Source organism: Pseudothioglobus sp. nBUS_23, from assembly GCF_051201565.1.
Lineage (GTDB): Bacteria > Pseudomonadota > Gammaproteobacteria > PS1 > Pseudothioglobaceae > Pseudothioglobus.
In genome coordinates this window covers 197,033-220,588 of record NZ_CP179200.1, presented here as the reverse complement: position 1 = coordinate 220,588, position 23,556 = coordinate 197,033, and the positions used below count along the sequence as shown (strand labels likewise).

Sequence of the window (23,556 nt, the reverse complement as noted above, 5' to 3'; positions counted from 1 at the left end):
AGTATGAGAACTATTTTGCGATATGGAATAAGTTGGCCAGGTACCCTTGCAAAATACCCATTGAGATAAAGTAATAGATTCTTCATATTTAAGTTACTAACGCCGACTTATATTATATCTATTTGTTCATTAAAGGTTTAAATTCAAGTCTTATCCTTGTCTATTTTTCTGCCAGTAAATGAGGCCTTGAGTATTAATTTGAACGTCAAGACTTAATCTGTCTCTTGCAACATCATTATTGTGAAACCCAATCTCATTCAGTCCTTTAAGAAAATAATCCATCATATTATTATAAATGATTGATTCTGCATCATTTTTGTCTGCATGCTTGATTGCTAAATCGCTTACAAAGTGGATACTTTCTATTAATTTATTGACAACTTTCTTGGTAGGTTTAATGGCTGAAAAATGGGTTAAGCAGACGCGCTCTGGCTTAAAATCCATGATTCGATTGATGCTTTTAGCAAGGGCCTCAGGATCAAACTGGACAGGGCTTGTGCTCGGCAAGATATAGACATCATCTTGATGGTCAAGGTCGCGATATGAGATGCCAAACGTATCGCCTGTAAACATAGTCTTCGTTGTCTTGTCCCAGATGCAAAAATGATGTTTCGCGTGTCCAGGCGTATCAATAAATCTGAGTTCTCTTCCATCAAAATCTAAAATAAAGTTATCATCTGCCTCAGTAACTCTATTGGCATCTATTGGAATAATTTCACCATAATATTCCTTGAATTTCTCTTCTCCATAGACAGCCGTAGCGCCCGCAACGAGTTTACTTGGGTCAATCAAATGACGTGCGCCTCTCGGGTGAACTACTAATCTGGCATTTACACATTGCCGCATCAGCTCACCAGCACCGCCCGCATGATCAAGATGGACATGGGTTGGAACTACATAAGAGACATCTAAAAGAGTGAGGCCGCTCTTCATTAGGGCATTCTCTACAACAGGAACGCTATAATTGGTTCCTGTTTCAATAATGGCAACCTTGCTGTTCTGCCTCAGAAGATATATTGCTGCAAAGTCTTGACTGTAGTATCCGGAATCAACAACATCAATCCCTTCAGCAATATTTATTACTTCTACTGTATTCATCATGAATGCTTTGAAATTAAATTCTTTTTAAGAAGCTTGATTTTACTTGAATTAGTTTAGATAAAAAAATACCCCGCCTTTTAAAAGGTCGGGGTATTTTGAATAAAAGCCTAGCAATGTCCTACTCTCACATGGGGAGACCCCACACTACCATCGGCGCTAAGTGGTTTCACTTCTGAGTTCGGGATGGGATCAGGTGGGTCACACTTGCTATTATCACTAAGCAAACTGCTTACTTGAACTAAGTCGAAACCTAACTCAAATGAATTAAAAAGTTTTTATACCAGAGGTATAACAAAATGGATAAAGTAAAGTTTATAAGGCATATTGCCTGTTGACACAACAACATCTCCAAATATCTTGGGTGTTATATGGTCAAGCCTCACGATCAATTAGTACTAGTTAGCTTCATACATTGCTGCACTTCCACACCTAGCCTATCAACCTCGTAGTCTTCGAGGGATCTTTAGGATTATTAAATAATCAGGGAGACCTAATCTTGGGAGGGGCTTCCCGCTTAGATGCTTTCAGCGGTTATCCTTTCCACACATAGCTACTCGGCAATGCGACTGGCGTCACAACCGAAACACCAGAGGTGTGTCCATTCCGGTCCTCTCGTACTAAGAACAGCTTCCCTCAAGTCTCCAACGCCCACGGTAGATAGGGACCGAACTGTCTCACGACGTTCTAAACCCAGCTCGCGTACCACTTTAAATGGCGAACAGCCATACCCTTGGGACCTGCTTCAGCCCCAGGATGTGATGAGCCGACATCGAGGTGCCAAACACCCCCGTCGATGTGAACTCTTGGGGGGTATCAGCCTGTTATCCCCGGCGTACCTTTTATCCGTTGAGCGATGGTCCTTCCACTCAGAACCACCGGATCACTAAGACCTAGTTTCCTACCTGCTCGACGTGTCAGTCTCGCAGTCAAGCATCCTTTTACCTTTGCGCTCATTGCACGATGTCCGACCGTGCTGAGGATACCTTTGCGCTCCTCCGTTACTCTTTGGGAGGAGACCGCCCCAGTCAAACTACCCACCATGCATTGTTCCCGATCCGGATTACGGACCTAGGTTAGAACCCCAACCATACCAGGGTGGTATTTCAAGGGTGGCTCCACTCTAACTAGCGTTAAAGCTTCAAAGCCTCCCACCTATCCTACACAAGTAGGATCAGAGTTCAATGCAAAGCTGTAGTAAAGGTGCACGGGGTCTTTCCGTCTGGCCGCGGGTATACTGCATCTTAACAGCAATTTCAATTTCACTGAGTCTCGGGTGGAGACAGTGTGGCCGTCGTTACTCCATTCGTGCAGGTCGGAACTTACCCGACAAGGAATTTCGCTACCTTAGGACCGTTATAGTTACGGCCGCCGTTTACTTGGGCTTCGATCAAAAGCTTCGCGCAAGCGCTAACCTCATCAATTAACCTTCAAGCACCGGGCAGGAGTCACACCCTATACGTCCACTTACGTGTTTGCAGAGTGCTGTGTTTTTAATAAACAGTCGCAGCCACCTAGTATTTTCAACTCTTTTCTGCTCTATCAGCGAGTGATTTCACATAACAAGAGTACACCTTCTCCCGAAGTTACGGTGTCATTTTGCCTAGTTCCTTCACCCGAGTTCTCTCAAGCGCCTTAGAATTCTCATCTCGTCCACCTGTGTCGGTTTGGGGTACGGTTTCATATAACCTGAAGCTTAGAGGATTTTCCTGGAAGCATGGTATCACTCACTTCTCCCAAAAGAGGGATCGTTATCACGCCTTGAAATAGAGGTTCCCGGATTTTCCTAAGAACCATTTCTACACGCTTGAACAAGGACAACCATCGCCTTGCTGAGCTAACCTTCTCCGTCTTCCCATCGCAGTTATATGAAGTACGGGAATATTAACCCGTTTCCCATCGACTACGCATTTCTGCCTCGCCTTAGGGGCCGACTAACCCTACGCCGATTAACGTTGCGTAGGAAACCTTGGACTTCTGGCGAGGGGGTTTTTCACCCCCTTTATCGTTACTCATGTCAGCATTCGCACTTCTGATACCTCCAGCAAACCTCGCAGTTCACCTTCAACGGCTTACAGAACGCTCTCCTACCATCGCAATAAATTGCGATCCGCAGCTTCGGTGTATAGTTTAGCCCCGTTAAATCTTCCGCGCAAACCGACTCGACCAGTGAGCTATTACGCACTCTTTAAAGGAATGGCTGCTTCTAAGCCAACCTCCTGGCTGTCTATGCCTTTTCACATCGTTTCCCACTTAACTATAACTTTGGGACCTTAGCTGACGGTCTGGGTTGTTTCCCTTTCCACTACGGACGTTAGCACCCGCAGTGTGTCTGCCATGCTCATACTTTCTGGTATTCGGAGTTTGCAATGGTTTACTAAGTCTTGACGACCCGCTAGCCATAACAGTGCTCTACCCCCAGAAGTAATACATGACGCTCTACCTAAATAGATTTCGGAGAGAACCAGCTATCTCCGGGTTTGTTTGGCCTTTCACCCCTATCCACAGCTCATCCCCTCATTTTTCAACATAAGTGGGTTCGGGCCTCCAGTTAGTTTTACCTAACCTTCACCCTGGCCATGGATAGATCACCCGGTTTCGGGTCTACTCCCAGCAACTAAACGCCCATTTAAGACTCGGTTTCCCTACGGCTCCCCTAATGGTTAACCTTGCTACTGAGAAGTAAGTCGCTGACCCATTATACAAAAGGTACGCAGTCACAGAACAAGTCTGCTCCCACTGCTTGTATGCATACGATTTCAGGTTCTATTTCACTCCCCTCCCGGGGTTCTTTTCGCCTTTCCCTCACGGTACTTGTTCACTATCGGTCAGTAGAGAGTATTTAGCCTTGGAGGGTGGTCCCCCCATTTTCAAACAGCGTTTCACGTGCGCCGCCTTACTCGATTTCACAATTAAAAGATTTTCGTATACGGGACTATCACCCTGTGTCGTTGAACTTTCCAGAACATTCTACTAATCAAAAAATTGCTTAAGGGCTGGTCCCCGTTCGCTCGCCGCTACTAAGGGAATCTCGGTTGATTTCTTTTCCTCTAGGTACTTAGATGTTTCAGTTCCCTAGGTTTGCCTCCTTAACCTATGTATTCAGTTAAGGATAATGATCTTATGATCACTGGGTTTTCCCATTCGGAGATCTCCGGGTTAAAGCTTATTATCAGCTAACCGAAGCTTATCGCAGATTATCACGTCCTTCATCGCCTTCTACTGCCAAGGCATCCGTCGTATGCACTTATTCACTTGACCATATAACCCCAAAGTATCTGGGTTAAATGGTTTCGTATTTCACCTTGTGAAGTCACTAGTTATATCTTTCGATACAATCAGTGAATTCTATTTATCAATGATAGAAATTAATCTATCAATGAGAATCCATATTTTTTGAAATTGTTGTGTCAATGCAATACACCTTACGTTGTATTGTATTTAACAAACTTTACTTCATATCCAAATTGTTAAAGAGCTCCCAGTCCAGTTTGCACCAGAAAGGGTATAAAAACTTAAATAAAACTTATGACTAAATCTTATTTAAGTTTTCACTTGAGAAAAATGGTGGAGCTAAGCAGGATCGAACTGCTGACCTCCTGGATGCAAACCAGGCGCTCTCCCAGCTGAGCTATAGCCCCAATTAAAACTAATAACCCAGAAATTGGTGGGTCTGGGTGGATTTGAACCACCGACCTCACCCTTATCAGGGGTGCGCTCTAACCAACTGAGCTACAGACCCTTAATATCAAAAAAATTGACTTTGGGTTATTGGTCTTTTTTCTCTTACTTTATTATTATCAAACAACTTGTGTGAACACTCATGCTTTTCTTAAGGAGGTGATCCAGCCCCACCTTCCGGTAGGGCTACCTTGTTACGACTTTACCCCAGTCATGAATCACACCGTGGTGACCGTCCTCACTAAGTTAGACTAGCCACTTCTGGTGCAACCCACTCCCATGGTATGACGGGCGGTGTGTACAAGACCCGGGAACGTATTCACCGTAGCATTCTGATCTACGATTACTAGCGATTCCGACTTCATGGAGTCGAGTTGCAGACTCCAATCCGGACTACGAAAAGGTTTATGAGATTAGCTACACCTCGCGGCTTCGCGGCTCTTTGTCCTTCCCATTGTAGCACGTGTGTAGCCCTGGTCGTAAGGGCCATGATGACTTGACGTCGTCCCCGCCTTCCTCCGGTTTATCACCGGCAGTCTCCTTATAGTTCCCACCATAATGTGCTGGCAAATAAGGATAGGGGTTGCGCTCGTTACGGGACTTAACCCAACATCTCACGACACGAGCTGACGACAGCCATGCAGCACCTGTCACTGCGTTCCCGAAGGCACCAATCTATTTCTAGAAAGTTCGCAGGATGTCAAGACCAGGTAAGGTTCTTCGCGTTGCATCGAATTAAACCACATGCTCCACCGCTTGTGCGGGTCCCCGTCAATTCCTTTGAGTTTTAACCTTGCGGCCGTACTCCCCAGGCGGATAACTTAACGCGTTAGCTTCGCCACTAAAGGGTAAATCCCCCCAACGGCTAGTTATCATCGTTTACGGCGTGGACTACCAGGGTATCTAATCCTGTTTGCTACCCACGCTTTCGTACCTCAGCGTCAGTATTGGTCCAGAAAGCTGCCTTCGCCATTGATGTTCCTTCTGATATCTACGCATTTCACCGCTACACCAGAAATTCCACTTTCCTCTACCATACTCTAGTTTACCAGTTTCAAATGCAGTTCCCAGGTTAAGCCCGGGGCTTTCACATCTGACTTAATAAACCGCCTACGCACGCTTTACGCCCAGTAATTCCGATTAACGCTTGCACCCTCCGTATTACCGCGGCTGCTGGCACGGAGTTAGCCGGTGCTTCTTCTAAAGTTAACGTCAAGGCTAACGGTTATTAACCGTTAACTTTTCTTCACAATTGAAAGTGCTTTACAACCCTCAGGCCTTCTTCACACACGCGGTATTGCTGGATCAGGGTTGCCCCCATTGTCCAATATTCCCCACTGCTGCCTCCCGTAGGAGTTCGGGCCGTGTCTCAGTCCCGATGTGGCTGATCATCCTCTCAGACCAGCTAAAGATCGTCGCCTTGGTAGGCTTTTACCCTACCAACAAGCTAATCTTACGCAGGCTCATCTGATAGCGTGAGGCTCGAAAGTCCCCCACTTTACTACGAATAGATTATGCGGTATTAATCCGAATTTCTCCGGGCTATCCCCCACTATCAGGCAGATTCCTACGCGTTACTCACCCGTCCGCCACTCGACGCCTACTAGCAAGCTAGTATCGTTTCCGTTCGACTTGCATGTGTTAAGCATACCGCCAGCGTTCAATCTGAGCCAGGATCAAACTCTTCAGTTCAATCTTTGACTTTTTAGAACACTTGGCATTTTATAACCAATAGTTCAATTTTTTAAAAAGCTTATCTGCTTTTGTTTTTTATGTGCACTGCACAATTTCTTGCACGAGTGCCCACACAAGTTGCTTGATAAATTGTTAAAGAACTACCGCTCAAAATATGACTGATTTGTGCGGTGAAAGCGGGAAATTATACATGCTCAAATCCTAGCGTCAAGCTATATTGTTAATTTTTATCAAATAAAGTTTAAAGCACTAAAAACCCGATTGAGTGATTACATAAAATAGTGTTTTAAATCAACAATATAGAGAGAAGCGAAGAGCTCGAAAAATTCCTAATTTTTTTCTCTCGAAACTCTAAATTGTACTCTATTTCCCTATACAGAATGAAGAGAAGATTTCTCCTAAAAGATCATCCGATGAAAATTCACCTGTAATTCGGCCAAGCTTTGATCCGGCCAGACGAAGATCTTCTGCCACAAGCTCACTAGATCCTGCATTTAGTTGACCTATGGCATTATTGATAAATTCAAGCGTTTCATCTATTGCATCAAGGTGTCTTTTTCTAGCTACAAACACACCCTCGATGCTCGAATTATGTCCTGCAAGCTGCGCGAGTGCAGCTCGAACTGAATCTATCCCATCTCCATTTTTTGCAGAGATAGAAACCTCCAGGTTGTTACCTATGTTCTTCATAGATGGCTGTTGGTCAACTAGATCAATTTTATTTCTAACAATTATTTTTGGTTTATTTTTAACTGAATCAGGCAAGATGCCTAAATCTAACTCAGAATCAGTAGAGTCGTAAACTAGCAATATGACATCAGCATTATTAATTTCATTATGTGCCCTTCGGATGCCCTCTTGTTCTATTACATCATCACTATTATGAAGTCCAGCTGTATCAATTATGTGAACCGGCATCCCATCTAAATGAATAGTTTCTTTGAGAACGTCCCTTGTTGTTCCAGCAATATCGGTGACTATGGCACTAGACTGCTTTGTTAACATATTGAGCAAGCTTGATTTACCTGCATTAGGTTTACCGGCAATTGCTACATGAATACCATCTCTAAGAATAGCGCCTTGAGTTGCTGTTTTGTGAATGTCTAAAAGCTTCTGCTTAAGATTATGAAGTTTATTCGATACCTCATGGGATTCTAAAAAATCAATTTCCTCATCAGAAAAATCGATGGTGGCTTCAATAAACACTCTCAATGATACTAATTCAGAAAGTATTTTATTTATTCTTTCCGAAAACTCTCCTGTTAATGATCTGACTGCACTTAATGCAGACTCTTCAGAGCTTGACTGAATTAAATCTTGGACGGCCTCGGCTTGCACTAGATCCATTTTGCCATTCAAGAATGCTCTTTTACTGAACTCTCCAGGTTCAGCAAGTCGAACATCTAAGTCAAGTATTATCTCAAGGATTTTTCTTAAAACACTGGCGCCACCATGCCCCTGAAACTCAACAATATCCTCACCTGTGTAAGAGTTTGGCCCTGGAAAAAAAATAGCTACACCTTGATCAATAACAATACTTTTAGCATCATAAAAAGCTCCATAGTATGCATATCTTGGATTTAAATCTGTTTTAAGTATTATCTTGGAGATAGATTTGGCAAGTGGGCCCGAAACTCTAACAATACCTATACCACTCTGTCCTATTGCAGAGGCGATAGCACAGATTGTCTCTACTTTAAATGTCACTTGAAAAGTATTCTTCTAAGAATTGATCAAAACTTACCTTGTCATCTGACTCTATCTCTCTTTGCTTTTCAAATGATAGTGTTCTGAGTTTGTCTAACTCAGAAAAGTAACCATCATTAATCTTCATGTTTTGATAGAGTTTTTGATATTTATGACTGAACTGATCCGTATATTCAAAAAATCCTTTTTCTTCATGCTTCATCTCATTAAGCATTTGCGCTGATGGAGTGAGGTCAGGATTTTTAATTCTATTCGAAATTTGATTTACCGAGTCAACATGCGCATCACTGAGAAGAGCTGAACACTCAGCAATTTTATTGAGGATAGACTGGCCCCAATTCTTTAAAGATACCTCTTCGCCGTTATACTTCAATTTGAGATTAGGCTCCCTACCCCTGTGAGCTACTAAGTTAGCATTTATATCTATTTCATATATCTGCTCAGTAGAAACAACAGGTGAGTCCTCTAACAGGCAAAACAACATAAATGATTCTAGAAACTGGACCTGTTCTGCATTTATGCCGTCTTTAATTAAGGGGTTCACATCAAGCGATCTTAATTCTACATAACCAACGCCACCTTTTAAGAGTGCGCCAAGAGGTCTATCACTACCATTCATTATTGGCTTGGGTCTAACTGAGGAGTAGTATTCATTAGCAATCTGAAGAATGTTAGTATTGAGCTGAAGATACTCTCCATCTTTTTTTACACCAATAGCTTCACAAGAATCACAATTGGTTTGCATTGCAGCTCTGAGACTATATATATAATGACGCAAACTATTGTAGTTTGCCTTTACCCCTTTTTTGTCTTCCTGAGAGTTTTGATAACCAATATCACCCATTCTTAGAGACGTTGCATACGGAAGGTAAAGGGTATTGTCATCAAATTCTTCTAAGTTGTGTTCATGATAGTCTTGCATAAAAGATTTACAAACTGTAGCTGAGGCGCCAAATAAATAAGTCACCAGCCAGCCATATCTTAATACATTTCGTGTGAGCGCCATGTAGTGGCGACTCATAAATCTTTTAGAATCTAATTTGCTCTCAGATGCAATGGTTTTTTGGTAAGACTCCCAAAATTCCAGTGAGAAAGAATAGTTGAAGTGAATACCGGCTATAGCTTGCATAACGCTACCGTAACGATTTGCTAAGCCTCGGCGATAAACTGTCTTCATTTTTCCAAGATTGGACTCACCATAATAAGCTATAGGAATATTAGTTTTACCTCTTAATATGCAAGGCATACTTGCGGGCCAAAAACGCTCATTATTTTCTAGATGGTGATTGATGAAGTGGTTAATTTTAGACAGCTCATCGATGACATTAGTGGCGCCCTTTATGGGACGCGTCACTATTTCAACCAATGCCTCACTAAAGTCAGTGGTAATTTCTGGATGGGTCAACGCTGAACCAAAACTAGTTGGATGAGGCGTCTGTGCAATTGTGCCATCTTTGGCAACGCGAAGCCCTTCCTTTTCTATTCCAATTAGATTTTCACCTAAACTATCTTTAAATGGATGTAGTGAATTAATTTTTTCCTGAAGACTCACTTTCTAATCTCTAACATTAAAATAGTTATTTTACCTTGTCTCATCATGACAGAGATAATGTAAAGATATCTATAAAATATATCAAGCTAATATGAAATCTAGAAAAAAATGATTGAAGTTGTAGTCGGAATAATACGAAATGAATCAGGCGATATTTTTATTGCTAAGCGTCAAAAAAATCAGTTTATGCCTGACTTTTGGGAGCTTCCTGGGGGTAAGGTAGAAAGCAATGAGAGTCATCATGACGCACTTAAGCGTGAGCTATTTGAGGAAACAGGCATCAAAGTTATCAAGTGCGGCCTGACTCAGACAATTCATCAGCAATATCCTGAAAAGACAATTAATCTCTCGGTATATATGATTGAGGAGTACTCTGGAATTCCTTCTGGTGAAGAGGGACAAGAATACTCTTGGTGCAATATTGATAACTTTATGAACTTTAAGCTTCTACCAACAATGTGGAAAATTATTAAAAAAATATCTCTTCCAGATTGTTATTGGATAACTCCAGAAAATCATAATACTGACTCAATTCTTGAGCAATGCTCGCAGCATATTGCTGATGGCAAAAAAATGATTCAACTCAGAAGTAAGCTTCAACTTGATAAGCAGTACATTGAAAAATTTAATCAATTATGTCAGTTAAATGGTGTGAAGCTTATTTTAAATATGCCCCAAATGAATTTTAGAGAGCCATGTGATGGTTGGCATCTAACAACTCAAGAGCTTTTGAATTTTTCTCCCAAAGAGCTTTCTGAGGAAAAGCTTATTGGAGCTTCAACACACAATTTAGAAGAAGTAAAGCATGCCGAAAAAATGTTTTTGGATTATATAAGCCTGTCTCCAATTAATAAAACTCTCTCTCATCCTGATACTAAAATTCTTGGATGGACAAGGGCTTCAGAAATTATCTCTCAAAGCAGACTACCTATTTATCTCCTTGGGGGAATGAATAATGACTCTCTGAAACAGGCATTGAGTATTGGCGCAAAAGGTATTGCTGGTATCAGAGGAGTTTAGAGTGGCGAACCTGTTATCTCAAGGAATTTATCTTGGATATCCTGCTTGCTCATTTGAACCAAACCATCCGATCCACCGCTACAAAGCAAAGTGTCATTTACAAAAATCTGGGGCACAGTTCTATAACCGGATTTAACAAAAAAATCGCGAGCCTGACTATCTTCCTGAATATTGAGAGTTTCGTATTCAATGTCCAAATTATCTAAATAGTTCTTGGCCCTAGTGCAGTAGAAACAAGAATGCGATGTATACACTTTAATCATATAATTTATTAGCTAAGTAAGTTGGATTTATGTAGTGATGAATAGTGTAACTTTCAACCCCTCAAAAAGACCCAAGACGACTCACTCGATAAATCTTTATCGAATCGATAACCCTCATCAGAAAAGTCTTTTAGGCCTTCAGGGTTTTCTAGTCTTTTTCTGATAATGTAATTAACCATTAAACCTCTGGCTCTTTTAGCATATATTCCAATAACCTTATAAGCGTCCCCCTTCTTTTCTTTAAAAACGATATCTAGAATATTTGCTTTGAGGGTACTTTGATCAATCGCCTTAAAGTATTCATTTGATGCAAGGTTAACAATTAAATCAGATTCGTCATCATTCAGAACATTGCTGATATCAGACCCCCAGTAGTCGTAAAGATCGTTCCCCTTTTCATTGCTAAGCTTTGTACCCATCTCCAAGCGGTATGGCTGTATCAAATCAAGAGGCCTTATAACGCCATAAAGACCAGAAAGCATTCTTACTTTGCCTTGGGCAAACTCTAAGTCTTCATTAGTTAGGTCAGGTGCATTAATCCCGTTATATACATCGCCCTTAAATGCAAGAATTGCCTGCTTGGCATTTTTAAGGGTAAAGGGTAGATGAAAATTCTGAAAACGATCAAAGTTTAGTTCGGATAACTTTTCACTCAATGACAGCAATTTTGAAATCTGGGATTTACTTTGGTTTTTGAGAATGCCAATTAACTCATTTGAGCTCTCAATTTGCCTAGTTTGAGAAAAGACATCAAGATTGCATTGAGAAAAATCCTGAGTTTTTGAAGGTGAAATTATTGCTAACATATGACTAGGAAAATGAAAATAATTCTACCTTAAAATCCCTTTCATAACAATAGATATGGGATAATTTGGGGTTTATTTTTGTCAATAAATACGGTATTATTGAAAGTTCGTCTGTGTCCGTTTTAGACTCTATACTTATGAAAAATAAGCAATTACATTTGCCAAAAGCGCGTGGGCTTTACGACCCAAAGAATGAGAAGGAAAACTGTGGAGTTGGCTTTATTGCTAACCTTAAAAGCAACTCATCTCATCAAATTACTCAAGATGCATTAGAGATGTTAACGAGAATGGACCATCGTGGTGCCTGTGGTTGTGAGGCAAATACAGGTGATGGTGCTGGGATACTTACTGACATTCCACATGAGTTTTTCTCTGACGAAATTAAAAAACTCTTTGGTATTAATGTAACGTCTGGTCATTACGGTGTTGGTAATGTTTTTTTACCTCAAGATCAGAAAGAAAGAGATTACTGCATTGCCATAGTTGAAAAAATTATTAAAGAAGAAGGTCAGTCTTTGATTGGCTGGAGAGACGTTCCAGTTGACTCAAAGCTCGCCAATGTAGGCAACACAGCACGTGAATCACAGCCTCAAATTAAGCAGCTTATCATTGAAAATGCTAGTAATTTAGATCAGGATACTTTTGAGGGAGTCCTGTATGTTATTCGTAAAAATATTTCTAAAATAATACGAACTGATGAATCAATTTCTCAGGCCTTGATGTTCTATGTCTGCAGTTTATCAACTAGAGTTATCATCTACAAAGGGATGCTCATGGGGTCACAATTATTAGACTTCTACACTGACCTGAGTAATAAAAAATTTAGTACTTATCTGGCGATGGTGCACTCTCGCTTCTCTACTAATACATTTCCATCCTGGGACAGGGCTCAGCCTTGTAGGTTTATGGCTCATAATGGTGAAATTAATACTCGCCAAGGAAATTACAACTGGATGAGGGCTCGAGAAGGGGTTCTCGAGAGTGAAGTCTTTGGCGATAACCTTTCAAAAACTCTCCCAGTCATAGAAACTGAGGTGTCTGACTCTGGAAGCTTTGATAATGTTTTAGAGTTTTTACTGATGAACGGCAGATCTCTTCAGGAAGCGGTATTGATGATGGTGCCAGAGGCTTGGCAGAATGATTCTGAAATGAGTTCAGAGAAAAAAGCCTTCTATGAGTACTTTTCAAACGTAATGGAGCCTTGGGATGGCCCTGCATCAATTGCGTTTACGGATGGACGCTATATTGGGGCAGTACTCGACAGAAATGGCCTAAGACCATCACGATATTATCTCACTCATGATGATCGCGTGATTATGGCTTCTGAAGTTGGTGTTGTTGATGTTGCAACAAATAATGTCAAAACAAAAGGAAGGCTTAGACCTGGAAAAATGTTCCTTGTTGACTTTAAAAAAGGCCAGCTAGTTGATGACAACGAAATTAAAAATAGCTTTGCAAGCAAGAACCCATATGCAGATTGGCTAAGTCATCAACAGATATCGTTAGCCGATTTGACATCAGAAGGCGATTCCAAAGGATTCTACCCTGATACTCTGATCAACAGACTTAAAGCATTTGGCTACAGCACTGAAACCCTTCAATTTATGTTGCTTCCTCTGGTCAGCGAACTAAGAGATCCAGTTGGCTCAATGGGTAATGACTCTGCACTGGCATGCTTGTCAGATCAGTCTCGAATTATTTATGACTATTTTAAGCAACTCTTCGCTCAGGTAACTAATCCTGCAATTGACTCAATCAGAGAGGAAGTCGTTATGTCTCTGAGTTGCTCCATAGGGCCGGAAGGAAATTTATTGAGTAACAAGGAGGAGAATGCTCACCGACTGGTCGTTGATCATCCAATTTTAACTAATGAGGAAATGGCTGCACTCAATCAATGCGACCATAGAGGCTGGACAAGTCAGACTATAGACATAACATACGAGACAAATAGCAATCACAATTTAAGTGACATGCTTGACTCAATCTGTGAGCAGAGCACACAAGCTATTAAAGATGGTCATAGCCTTGTCATTTTGTCAGATAGAAATATAAGTTCTGATCGAAATGCAGTTAGCTCTCTCCTCGCTTCATCAGCGGTTCACAGGCACCTTGTTGCAAACCATATGCGAACTCAAGTAGGCATCATAGTGGAAACTGGAGAGGCCAGAGAGGTTCATCACTTTTGTCTATTGACTGGATTCGGCGCTGATGCCGTAAATCCTTACCTAGCTTTTGAGGCATTATGGCAAGCCAGAAGAGATCAATTAATTAACCTGAATGATGATGAAGAAGTGGTTAGGTCATACCGCAAAGCCATTGCCAAAGGCATGCTCAAAGTTATGGCAAAAATGGGTATCTCTACTTTAGCATCCTACAAAGGCGCTCAGATTTTTGAGGCTGTTGGGCTCTCTGATGAAGTTATGAACAAATGCTTTTTTGAAACCGCAAGTCGAATCAGTGGAGTTGGGTTTGATGTTATTCAACAAGAATCTGAAACGCAACATAAGAAAGCATTTTTAACAAAATCACTTGATAACCTGGGTCATTACCACTGGAGAAGTGGAGGTGAAAAGCATATGTGGGAGCCACAAACAATTACTTCTTTGCAGCAAGCTGCTAGAGGTAATGATCAGAATGCTTATTGGGAATTTTCTAAAAAATCAAACGAAGAGGGTACGAGAAATTGCACACTTCGTGGTCTAATGTCTTTTAAAGATGGGCATCCAATCGATATAGAAAGAGTAGAGCCTGCAAAAGAAATTGTAAAAAGATTTGTTACTGGCGCTATGAGTTTCGGATCAATCTCAGCTGAATCACATGAGTCACTTGCGATAGCTATGAATCGCATTGGTGGAAAGTCAAACACTGGTGAAGGTGGTGAAGACTCAAAACGCTGGACGCCAGATGCTAACGGTGACTCTAGACGCAGCGCCATTAAGCAAGTTGCCTCAGGCCGATTTGGCGTTACAATTGACTATCTGAATAATGCTGATGAACTTCAAATCAAAGTATCCCAAGGCGCTAAACCAGGCGAGGGTGGAGAACTTCCAGGTGGAAAAGTTGATGAGGGCATTGCTAAAATTCGATGCTCGACAGCAGGTGTTGGCCTTATCAGCCCACCTCCTCATCATGATATTTATTCCATTGAAGACCTCTCTCAACTGATTTTTGACCTTAAGCGATCTAATCCAGATGCTCGAATCAGTGTCAAACTTGTATCAGAGGTTGGCGTCGGAACGGTTGCGGCTGGAGTCACTAAGGCAAAATCTGATCATATTGTAATCGCAGGACACGATGGAGGAACTGGAGCTTCTCCACTCACATCAATCAAACATGCAGGACTGCCATGGGAATTAGGTGTTGCTGAAACTCACCAGACACTGGTCATGAATGACCTTCGATCAAGGGTCGTAATTCAAACTGATGGTCAGCTTAAAACTGGACGAGATGTTGCAATTGCTGCCTTGCTGGGTGCTGAAGAGTTCGGCTTTTCTACGGCTCCATTGATTACTCTTGGCTGTATTATGATGCGTAAATGTCACCTAAATACTTGTCCTGTTGGAATTGCGACTCAAGATAAAGTATTACGTAAAAAATTTACTGGCAAACCAGAGCATGTAGTTAACTATCTGTTTATGGTTGCAGAAGAATTAAGAACTATCATGGCTGAACTTGGCTTTTCTAAACTAACTGATATGGTTGGAAGGGTTGATATGCTTGAAATGAATAAAGCAATTAATCACTGGAAGCAAGATTCAATTGATTTGAGCGCAATATTAACTCCTGCAGAAAATCTCTATAGAGATGCTGGAACCTATCAAAGCATTAAGCAAGATCATCAACTTGAGGAGCAGTTAGATCTAGATTTAATTGAAAAGTCTAAAGCTGCTATTGAGAACGATACGAGGATTCAATTTGAATCAAGTATTACTAATGTAGATAGAGCTGTTGGTGCTATGCTGTCATCGCATGTTGTTAAAGTAAGGCAAGGTAACAATCTCAAAGAAGATTCAATTCAAATTAATTTCCAAGGCTCGGCTGGACAATCTTTCGGAGCCTTTCTCGCTCAAGGTATTACTATGTCAGTAGAGGGAGATGCAAATGATTATGTAGGAAAAGGGCTGTCGGGTGGTCGAGTCATTGTCTACCCTCCTAAAGATTCAACTTATTCCTCTGAAAATGAAATTATTGCTGGAAATGTTTGTGGTTATGGTGCCACAGGTGGTGAACTTTACCTTTCAGGTCAAGTAGCTGAACGCTTTTGTGTTCGAAATTCAGGTTTAATTGCTATTGTTGAAGGCATTGGCGATCATGGTTGTGAGTATATGACAGGTGGAAGAGCAGTTATTTTAGGCGAGGTTGGCAGAAACTTTGGTGCTGGAATGAGTGGTGGTATTGCATACGTTTATAACCCAAATCAAACATTAGAGTCCAGAGCCAATGCAGCGATGATTGACTTTGACCCAATGGATAAGGAATCACTATCCGAGCTTCGTGAGCTTACAACAAAGCATTTAAAATATACTGGTTCAAAAATAGCTGAAAAAATACTAGACAACTGGGATAAAGAGGCTATTCACTTCACTAAAGTCATGCCTAAGGCACTTAAAGCAGTTCTAGCTGCTCAGGATAAAAAGCATCTCAAAGCAGTCTAAATAGGTATCGCGTCGATAACATCGGCGCTAGCACCCAAGATATTATCAACTCCATCGCCAACCACTGGAATCACAGAGACGACTGCGCCCGTGACTCGCATAGGGACTGTAACGACCTTAGTGAAGACGCAGCCTGACAAGAGTACAATCAATAAAGTTAATATAGCAAATCTTTTCATTGGGCTCTATCTAAAACAATAAAGTGGTGTGAGTAGGCATTTGAATGGTCTTTTGGATGAGATTCACAACTCACTTGCTGCCAATGACTATCATCATATTTTGGAAAAAAAACATCCCCTTCAAACTCTCCATCAACCTTTGTAATATATAGTCTACTGACTTGTGGGAGGAGCTGCTCACACAAACTTGCACCTCCAATTACCATAACCTCTTCTTCTCCTTTCGTTAGTTCAAGCGCGTTAGCTATACTTGATACAACTTCACACCCAGGAATTGAAATTTTTGTATTGCGAGTGACTACAATGTTTCTTCGATTAGGCAGAGGCCTCCCAATAGAATCATAAGTTTTTCTTCCCATTAATATTGACTTACCCGTGGTAAGTTTTTTGAAGTAGGCTAAGTCTGCAGGAAGATGCCATGGAAGTTGATTATTGTTACCAATCAAACGATTATCGTCCATTGCCACGACTATTGATAAGCGCATTAATTCAGCCTGATTGAAGTAAAATATTAGATTATTTTACAATCTTTAATCTTTCAGTGTCGCTCATTCTTGCCTCATCTTCGCCATTCAGAAAAGCTATACTTGACAAGCTAGGGCTCGACTTTGAAGTTGTTGCACCAGAGATCAATGAAGCCAGGAGAGAGAACGAATCACCCATTGATTTGGTTGCTCGACTCTCAAAAGAAAAGGCAATGGCAGTGGCAAAATCTAAGACAGGTCTAATTATTGCCTCTGACCAGGTAGCTACATTGGATAGTGGATACAAACCCAATGACTCTGTCCTCACCAAACCTGGTAGTCATGAAAATGCAGTCCTTCAGCTCAAAAAAAGTTCTGGAAAAACTCTAAACTTTCTTACTGGGTTAGTTTTGATGAACACAAAAAATCATAATACTCAGGTTCATGTTGAACAATTCAAAGTTTCATTTAAGGCGCTATCAGAAAAGCAAATATTAAACTATTTATCGAAGGAAGATGTCCTTAACTGTGCTGGTAGCTTCAAGTCAGAGGGTTTAGGAATTGCATTATTCAGTGAAATGGAGGGTAATGATCCCAACAGTCTTATTGGCCTTCCCACTATTCAATTAATCGATATGCTCGCAAAGGAAAATGTTCACGTTCTATGAGCATAGTTTATCCCGAAGAATCTAAGTCAATCTCTTCAGACTTCAGAAAGAATTATTGGGGTTCATTATTTGGCCCCTCAGAAGCACTTGCACTTCTTGAGTTTGCAGAATCTAATCAAGGCTTTGTTCTCTATATTGCAAGAGACATAAAGCATTATGACGAAATCAATAAGTCGCTCGTTTTTTTCAATAAATCCATTGAGATCCTGAGTTTTGCAAGCTGGGAAGTTTTAGCATTTGATCATTTCTCACCTCATCCTGACATTGTTTCTTCAAGACTCAGTGCGCTAGCCAAATTATCGTCCCTAGAGTCTGGAATTATCGTTACCACGATAGAAGCCCTGTCTCAAAGAATATGCCCAAAAGGCTATATAGATAAGTATAGCCTGAGTCTTAAAAATAATCAGTACCTTGAGGTTGATTCATTTACTGCAAACCTCATAAAAATTGGATATCGAAGAGTTACCACTGTAATGGAGCAAGGTGAATTCTCATTAAAAGGTGCGCTAATTGACATGTACCCAATGGGTGCAAAAAACCCATTCAGAATTGATCTTTTTGATAATGAGATTGAGTCGATTAGATCCTTTGACCCTTCTTCACAAAGGTCAATTGAGATCATTAAAGAAATTCAACTCCTACCCGCAAGAGAGTTTGCTTCAGACAAAGACAGTATAGATATCTTCAAAAAAAATTATTTATCGGAGTTTGGTAATACTGATGGTTTCATTTATACAGAGGTCAGTGAAGGAAGATATCCAGGAGGAATTGAATTCTATTTGCCATTATTTTTTGAAACAACTGATACCTTGTTTGACTTCATTCCAGATAATTCAGTCATTGCCTATCAGAAAGGACTTGATGAATCAATTGAGCAGCAGAGTGAAGAGTTGTTAGAGCGCTTTAACTTCTGTCAAAACTCTTTAGAAAGATTGCCCCTTGAAGTGGACAAGGTCTTCTTAAATACCAATGATTTTTTTGCTGCTCTCAATAAAAAAAAGCAGGTTCAAATTCAAACATCTAAGACACTCAAAGCTGAGGGTTTAGACTTTAAGTCATCCATTCTTCCTCCTGTTAAGATTGAAGCTGAAACCAAGAGCCCGCTCAACAAATTATTCAGCTTTATTAAAAGTTTTACTGGTCGAACTCTAATCGTTTGTGAATCTGAAGGTAGGCAAAGCGTTCTTAATGATTTGTTATCTTCTTATGATTTAAAAGCAGAAGAGTGCCTTAGCTGGTCTGACTTCCTGAATCAAAATTCAAAATTGAGCATAACTCACGCAACTTTAAGTGAAGGAGTTATTTTCGAAAAAATAGCAATTATTACTGAAAATAATTTATTTGGACAAGATGCGGTCAAGCAGCAACGCAGGCGTCGAGCGAAACATAAAGATTTTGATGAAGCAATCAAAAGCTTAGTTGAAATTCAACTGGGTGATCCTGTAGTCCATGAGCATTATGGTGTTGGGCGGTATTTGGGTCTGATCAGTCGAAGTTTTGATGACAACCAACAAGATTTTCTCTCAGTAGAATATGCAAATGGCTCAAAGCTCATGGTTCCTATCACCAGCTTAAATCTTATTTCAAGATACACAGGAGTGAGCGCAGATAATGCACCTCTTCACAAATTAGGGAGTCAGCAATGGACAAAGGCAAAGAAAAGAGCTGCAGAATCACTCTATGATGTTGCGGCTGAGCTATTAGAAATTTATGCAAAACGAGAATCTCAAAAAGGCTTCTCGTACCCAAGCCCTAATGACTCATATAGTTCATTTGTATCAAGCTTTGCATTTGAAGAAACACCTGATCAAATTAAAACTATGAACGATGTTTTATTGGATATGCAGTCTGATAAACCTATGGATCGACTGGTCTGCGGAGATGTTGGATTTGGTAAAACTGAAATTGCTATGAGGGCTGCCTTCCTAGCTGTAGAATCAGGAAAGCAAGTTGCTATCCTTGTCCCAACAACGCTTCTTGCTAATCAGCATTATCAGACATTCACAGACCGTTTTTCTAAATTTCCAGTAGTTATTAAATCTTTATCTAGGTTTCAGAATAATAAAGAACAAACCCAAATTAAAGCTGACCTCAAGCTAGGAAAAATTGATATTGTAGTAGGGACTCATAAACTCATTCAAGGGGGTATCAGCTATAAAAATCTAGGTTTAATTATTATTGATGAGGAGCATCGGTTTGGCGTCAAACAAAAAGAGTCGCTAAAAAAAATCCGTGGTCAAAGTGATATTTTAACCATGACAGCGACTCCAATTCCTCGCTCACTGAATATGGCACTTGGTTCGTTAAGGGAATTGTCTATTATTGCCTCTCCTCCAGCAAAAAGAACTGCAATTCAAACCTTCGTTGATGAGTGGGATAACAATACAATTACCGAGGCATGCTCAAGAGAACTGCATAGGGGTGGACAAATCTTTGTTGTTCATAATGACATCGATACCATTGACAACATGGCGGAATCATTAAAAGATCTCATGCCTAATATAAAAATTAGGGTAGCTCATGGTCAAATGCCGAGTAAAGAGCTTGAGCAAATAATGACTGATTTTTATCACCAACGTTTTCAGCTTCTAGTTTGCACAACAATTATTGAGACTGGTATCGACATCCCTAGCGCTAACACCATCATTATCAATAATGCTCAAAATTTTGGCCTTGCTCAGCTTCATCAGCTCCGTGGAAGAGTGGGTCGCTCTCACCACAAAGCTTATGCATATTTAGTAGTCAAATCAACTCAATCAATAACTGAGAATGCAAGAAAACGTCTCGACGCAATAGCTTCATTAGAAGAGCTTGGTGCTGGATTTATGTTGGCAAATCATGACCTTGAAATAAGAGGGGCGGGTGACTTACTAGGTGAAAATCAAAGTGGAAAGATTTCTGAAATTGGATTTAATCTTTATCATGATCTTCTCAGGCGAACTATTCACGCGATTAAAAATAACTACACACTTGATTTAAAAGATGCAACAACAGAAGAGGTGGAAATTAACACTGGAATATCCTGCATCATCCCAGAGACATATTTGCCTGATGTTCATGAACGCCTAATACTTTACAAAAGAATTGCAAGTGCTAAAGATGAGGATTCATTGAAAGAACTAAAGGTAGAAATGATTGATCGATTTGGACTTCTACCCGAGTCAACTCAAAATTTATTTGAGTCATCTTCACTCAAGAACTTATCTCAAGAAGTAGGAATTCTTAAAGTCAATATTTACGACGATAGGGCAGAAATTACTCTAAATGACAGCAGCAACATTGATATATCAAAAATTATCAATCTGATTCAAACAAGTCCCCAGCAGTTTCAACTCAAAAATCAAAAGACCATAGTTGTGAAAGAGGATATGGAAGCTGATCAATTGAGAATTAGAAAAATTACTGATGTTCTCAAATCATTTATTTAGCAAGGTCATTTTTAAAACTATTGGAACTATCCGGCTCAAAAGAATTATTCTTCTGGAGCAATCCTTGGTAAGAAGTATTTGATAAAAGGAACAACCACAAGAGCTGCAAAAAATAAAACAATCAAACAGCCTAAAATATCTCCCATTAGATAATTCCTTAAGAAGTCTGTGGCATTAATAGTCTCATCAACTTGACCATTTGAAATGATATAAGAGGACACAAAAAATGCAATTAATGTATTAAATAGAGCGGTCAAGATTGCTAAAAAAATAAGGTGATGAAAAACCAGCCTCTCACCATCAAAAAAATTAGAGAGTTTAAAAAACCTCATACTTGAAATTGCAAGAGCCGGGCCAATCGCCCCAGAAACAGTCCTAATCAGCGTCAGCTGATCAAAAAAAGGCAGAGAATGAAACCAAAATTCTGAGAATTGAGAGGCTAATATTGCAACAATAAATACCTTAAACCCAAATAATAGAAAACATAACGACATCGCACCTAAAGGCAGCCAGACAAGATTCCCTATAAATGGATAAGAAGGGCCATTAATAAAGTAACAAAATACAACTATCATAAATGTTGTTATTTGGGGCTGAATCTCTAAAGAATTATTTTTCATCTTACTGCTCCGTAGTTTGGTCTTTTAGATGTTTGCATCCAGGTTTTTAAAAAACCCCTACCAATGCAAGACCCATCTGCGATTCTTCTAAACGAGTTATCACATATCGAAAATTTTTGAAGTATGCAGATTAATGCTTCATCTAGGCATTTCAACCTAATTGTTTTAGGGCAACACCCTTTTACCTGCAAGTAAGATTCACTCCTCTGTATTAATTTATTAATCGCTGCTGGCAGAATCAGTCGATTCCTATTGTACTTTTTTAGTGAGGTATCTATAGGCTTCGCTCACTTTAACTCTTTGCTGCTATTATTGCAGCGTCAAAATCATCTCCCTTTTGTCCAAAGTTGACTGTTCAGCCTTAATAACTTCATTCGATGTTAAGAAAAGAACTGCTCTTTTAATTGTCGACAAGGAGTATTTAGAAAAATAGGGGTCATTTTTAATTGAAGTGATGGTCGCATTTGCATTTGAACTAATATAAGAGAAAACTGCCTTTTCAACTTCTGAATAACCAGCCAAACCAAACTCTTTCTCACACTCATCGAGAGCTTTTCTAAGCTGAAATAATCTTGCTACTGCTTTTGCCATAACCTAACAACCTTACTTTAATAATTAACGAAATTCAATATATGTAAGCATCATAAACAATTTGACAAGAATTTACAATGGTTTAAGGCTAAATTTAATCCATAAGATATCTAACTGAGTTTAAATTGTTGTTTAAGGCTGATATATTCAATGGACTTAATTCTAGGTCCGAACTGACTTACAACTCGGGAGGATGCCGCGTTAGCAAAGCCAGCAGCCCAAGAAAAGCCCTTTCCCTGAGTAATAGCATGTAAAAATGCACCTGCAAACATATCTCCTGCGCCATTTGTATCTACTGCGCTTGCTAAAACCCCTTCAGTATGAATTAGATTAACACCATCAAATACTAATGATCCTCCAGGACCCCTAGTAATAACAAAAGTCTTTGCATATTTTTTTAAGCCTTCTGCAGCTGCCTCAATAGTATGAGTATCTGTAAAGCTTCTTGCTTCATCCCCATTACAAAAAATCAAATCAAGACCATCATCTCCGATAATAGTTTTTATGTTATCTGAGAATACCTCAACAACAAAAGGGTCAGAAAGGCTTAGAGAGGTCTTAACACCATTGTCTTTTGCGAACTTCATTGCATCTCGAGCAACTGCTGTTCTTTGATCATCTGTCACAACATATCCTTCAATATATAACCACTCTGAATTGGCTAGCGCTTCTTCATCAACTTCACGATATGTTAGCTCGAGGCTCGCGCCCAGATTAGTATTCATCGTTCTTTCTGCATCTGGCGTAACCATGACTAGGCACTTTCCAGTAACTCCACTTGACGGATCTACTTGATGAAAATCAACTCCCGATTTTTTTAGATCTTTTACAAAAAAGTCACCTACCTCATCATTAGCCACCTTGCCAGAGAAGAAGGCGCTTGAACCGAACATGCTTGCTGCAACAACAGAGTTACAAGCCGAACCACCACAACTCATCTTTACAGGTACACGCTGAGTCGTAAGAGAGTCTATAAGATATTTTTGTCTCTCTGTATCAACTAAAGTCATCAAACCTTTACCAATGTCATTATCTTTAATAAATGAATCACTTACCACAACCTCTGTATCTACAATTGCAGCGCCCATTCCATAAATGTTGTATTTTTTCATTATTTATATTCTGTATT

General features: G+C 40.1%; 14 protein-coding genes, 2 tRNA genes and 3 rRNA genes. 4 read left to right on the top strand and 15 right to left on the bottom strand.

The window, feature by feature from the left end; genetic code table 11:
* Window positions 1–150 precede the first annotated feature (150 nt).
* From ACMAZA_RS01080 to gshA, 8 genes are all read right to left on the bottom strand, one after another.
* A complete protein-coding gene (locus ACMAZA_RS01080; RefSeq protein WP_435189266.1) occupies window positions 151–1,101 on the bottom strand; it encodes an MBL fold metallo-hydrolase in 951 nt (316 codons plus the stop codon).
* 105 nt (window positions 1,102–1,206) lie between these two features.
* A 5S ribosomal RNA gene (gene rrf / locus ACMAZA_RS01075) occupies window positions 1,207–1,322 on the bottom strand.
* A 147-nt stretch (window positions 1,323–1,469) separates the two neighbouring features.
* Window positions 1,470–4,359: ribosomal RNA gene (locus ACMAZA_RS01070) — 23S ribosomal RNA — on the bottom strand.
* Window positions 4,360–4,663: 304 nt separating this feature from the next.
* Window positions 4,664–4,739 (bottom strand) — tRNA-Ala (locus ACMAZA_RS01065).
* 24 nt (window positions 4,740–4,763) lie between these two features.
* A tRNA-Ile gene (locus ACMAZA_RS01060) sits at window positions 4,764–4,840 on the bottom strand.
* Between the two features lie 91 nt (window positions 4,841–4,931).
* Window positions 4,932–6,471: ribosomal RNA gene (locus ACMAZA_RS01055) — 16S ribosomal RNA — on the bottom strand.
* Together the 16S, 23S and 5S rRNA genes with 2 tRNA genes alongside form the textbook arrangement of a ribosomal RNA operon.
* Window positions 6,472–6,837: 366 nt before the next feature.
* Window positions 6,838–8,181 (bottom strand): tRNA uridine-5-carboxymethylaminomethyl(34) synthesis GTPase MnmE, encoded by a 1,344-nt coding sequence (gene mnmE / locus ACMAZA_RS01050; protein ID WP_435189264.1) that lies wholly within the window; start codon window positions 8,179–8,181, stop codon window positions 6,838–6,840.
* The gene (gene gshA, locus ACMAZA_RS01045) at window positions 8,171–9,733 is read right to left on the bottom strand and encodes a glutamate--cysteine ligase (RefSeq protein ID WP_435189262.1); all 1,563 of its coding nucleotides are present in this window, start codon (window positions 9,731–9,733) and stop codon (window positions 8,171–8,173) included. Before gshA ends, mnmE begins: the two co-directional genes overlap by 11 nt.
* 108 nt (window positions 9,734–9,841) lie before the next feature.
* On the opposite strand from gshA, the gene ACMAZA_RS01040 reads away from it, so the two are divergent.
* The gene (locus ACMAZA_RS01040; protein WP_435189261.1) at window positions 9,842–10,753 is read left to right on the top strand and encodes a Nudix family hydrolase; all 912 of its coding nucleotides are present in this window, start codon (window positions 9,842–9,844) and stop codon (window positions 10,751–10,753) included.
* Here the strand turns inward: ACMAZA_RS01040 and ACMAZA_RS01035 are convergent.
* Entirely contained in the window at window positions 10,750–11,016 is a 267-nt protein-coding gene (locus ACMAZA_RS01035) for a glutaredoxin family protein (RefSeq protein ID WP_435189259.1), read from the bottom strand. The genes ACMAZA_RS01040 and ACMAZA_RS01035 overlap by 4 nt on opposite strands.
* Before the next feature lie 53 nt (window positions 11,017–11,069).
* Window positions 11,070–11,822 carry a peroxide stress protein YaaA gene (gene yaaA / locus ACMAZA_RS01030; protein WP_435189257.1) on the bottom strand — a complete coding sequence of 251 codons (753 nt, stop codon included), beginning with the start codon at window positions 11,820–11,822 and terminating at the stop codon, window positions 11,070–11,072.
* A 137-nt stretch (window positions 11,823–11,959) separates the two neighbouring features.
* Between yaaA and gltB the strand changes: the two genes are divergently transcribed.
* Complete coding sequence (gene gltB / locus ACMAZA_RS01025) at window positions 11,960–16,477, top strand: glutamate synthase large subunit (protein ID WP_435189255.1); 4,518 nt, start codon at window positions 11,960–11,962, stop codon at window positions 16,475–16,477.
* Here gltB and ACMAZA_RS01020 read toward each other — a convergent pair.
* Both ACMAZA_RS01020 and ACMAZA_RS01015 read right to left on the bottom strand, forming a co-directional pair.
* Complete coding sequence (locus tag ACMAZA_RS01020; protein ID WP_435189253.1) at window positions 16,474–16,656, bottom strand: DUF6726 family protein; 183 nt, start codon at window positions 16,654–16,656, stop codon at window positions 16,474–16,476. The two genes, gltB and ACMAZA_RS01020, sit on opposite strands and share 4 nt — an antisense overlap.
* Complete coding sequence (locus tag ACMAZA_RS01015) at window positions 16,653–17,141, bottom strand: dihydrofolate reductase (RefSeq protein ID WP_435189252.1); 489 nt, start codon at window positions 17,139–17,141, stop codon at window positions 16,653–16,655. The genes ACMAZA_RS01020 and ACMAZA_RS01015 overlap by 4 nt, the downstream gene beginning before the upstream one ends.
* A gap of 56 nt (window positions 17,142–17,197) precedes the next feature.
* Here ACMAZA_RS01015 and ACMAZA_RS01010 point away from each other — a divergent pair, with 56 nt between their 5' ends.
* On the top strand, window positions 17,198–17,788 hold the full coding sequence (locus ACMAZA_RS01010) for a Maf family protein (RefSeq protein WP_435189250.1): 591 nt from the start codon (window positions 17,198–17,200) through the stop codon (window positions 17,786–17,788).
* Window positions 17,785–21,216 (top strand): transcription-repair coupling factor, encoded by a 3,432-nt coding sequence (gene mfd, locus ACMAZA_RS01005; RefSeq protein WP_435189248.1) that lies wholly within the window; start codon window positions 17,785–17,787, stop codon window positions 21,214–21,216. Before ACMAZA_RS01010 ends, mfd begins: the two co-directional genes overlap by 4 nt.
* Window positions 21,217–21,260: 44 nt before the next feature.
* On the opposite strand, the gene ACMAZA_RS01000 is transcribed toward mfd, so the two are convergent.
* From ACMAZA_RS01000 to ACMAZA_RS00990, 3 genes are all read right to left on the bottom strand, one after another.
* On the bottom strand, window positions 21,261–21,836 hold the full coding sequence (locus ACMAZA_RS01000) for a hypothetical protein (protein WP_435189246.1): 576 nt from the start codon (window positions 21,834–21,836) through the stop codon (window positions 21,261–21,263).
* 309 nt (window positions 21,837–22,145) lie between these two features.
* Entirely contained in the window at window positions 22,146–22,427 is a 282-nt protein-coding gene (locus ACMAZA_RS00995; protein WP_435189244.1) for a hypothetical protein, read from the bottom strand.
* Between the two features lie 110 nt (window positions 22,428–22,537).
* Window positions 22,538–23,539, bottom strand: coding sequence for an adenosine kinase (locus tag ACMAZA_RS00990; RefSeq protein WP_435189242.1), 1,002 nt, complete (start codon window positions 23,537–23,539; stop codon window positions 22,538–22,540).
* Window positions 23,540–23,556 lie beyond the last annotated feature (17 nt).

Excerpts from the sequence above, each read along its gene's own strand:
- ACMAZA_RS01020 (WP_435189253.1), bottom strand. The coding sequence starts at position 16,656 with ATGAAAAGATTTGCTATATTAACTTTATTGATTGTACTCTTGTCAGGC.
- ACMAZA_RS01035 (WP_435189259.1), bottom strand. The coding sequence starts at position 11,016 with ATGATTAAAGTGTATACATCGCATTCTTGTTTCTACTGCACTAGGGCC.
- gltB (WP_435189255.1), top strand. The coding sequence starts at position 11,960 with ATGAAAAATAAGCAATTACATTTGCCAAAAGCGCGTGGGCTTTACGAC.
- mfd (WP_435189248.1), top strand. The coding sequence starts at position 17,785 with ATGAGCATAGTTTATCCCGAAGAATCTAAGTCAATCTCTTCAGACTTC.
- ACMAZA_RS01015 (WP_435189252.1), bottom strand. The coding sequence starts at position 17,141 with ATGCGCTTATCAATAGTCGTGGCAATGGACGATAATCGTTTGATTGGT.
- ACMAZA_RS01040 (WP_435189261.1), top strand. The coding sequence starts at position 9,842 with ATGATTGAAGTTGTAGTCGGAATAATACGAAATGAATCAGGCGATATT.
- yaaA (WP_435189257.1), bottom strand. The coding sequence starts at position 11,822 with ATGTTAGCAATAATTTCACCTTCAAAAACTCAGGATTTTTCTCAATGC.
- ACMAZA_RS01080 (WP_435189266.1), bottom strand. The coding sequence starts at position 1,101 with ATGATGAATACAGTAGAAGTAATAAATATTGCTGAAGGGATTGATGTT.
- ACMAZA_RS01000 (WP_435189246.1), bottom strand. The coding sequence starts at position 21,836 with ATGAAAAATAATTCTTTAGAGATTCAGCCCCAAATAACAACATTTATG.
- ACMAZA_RS00995 (WP_435189244.1), bottom strand. The coding sequence starts at position 22,427 with ATGGCAAAAGCAGTAGCAAGATTATTTCAGCTTAGAAAAGCTCTCGAT.
- ACMAZA_RS00990 (WP_435189242.1), bottom strand. The coding sequence starts at position 23,539 with ATGAAAAAATACAACATTTATGGAATGGGCGCTGCAATTGTAGATACA.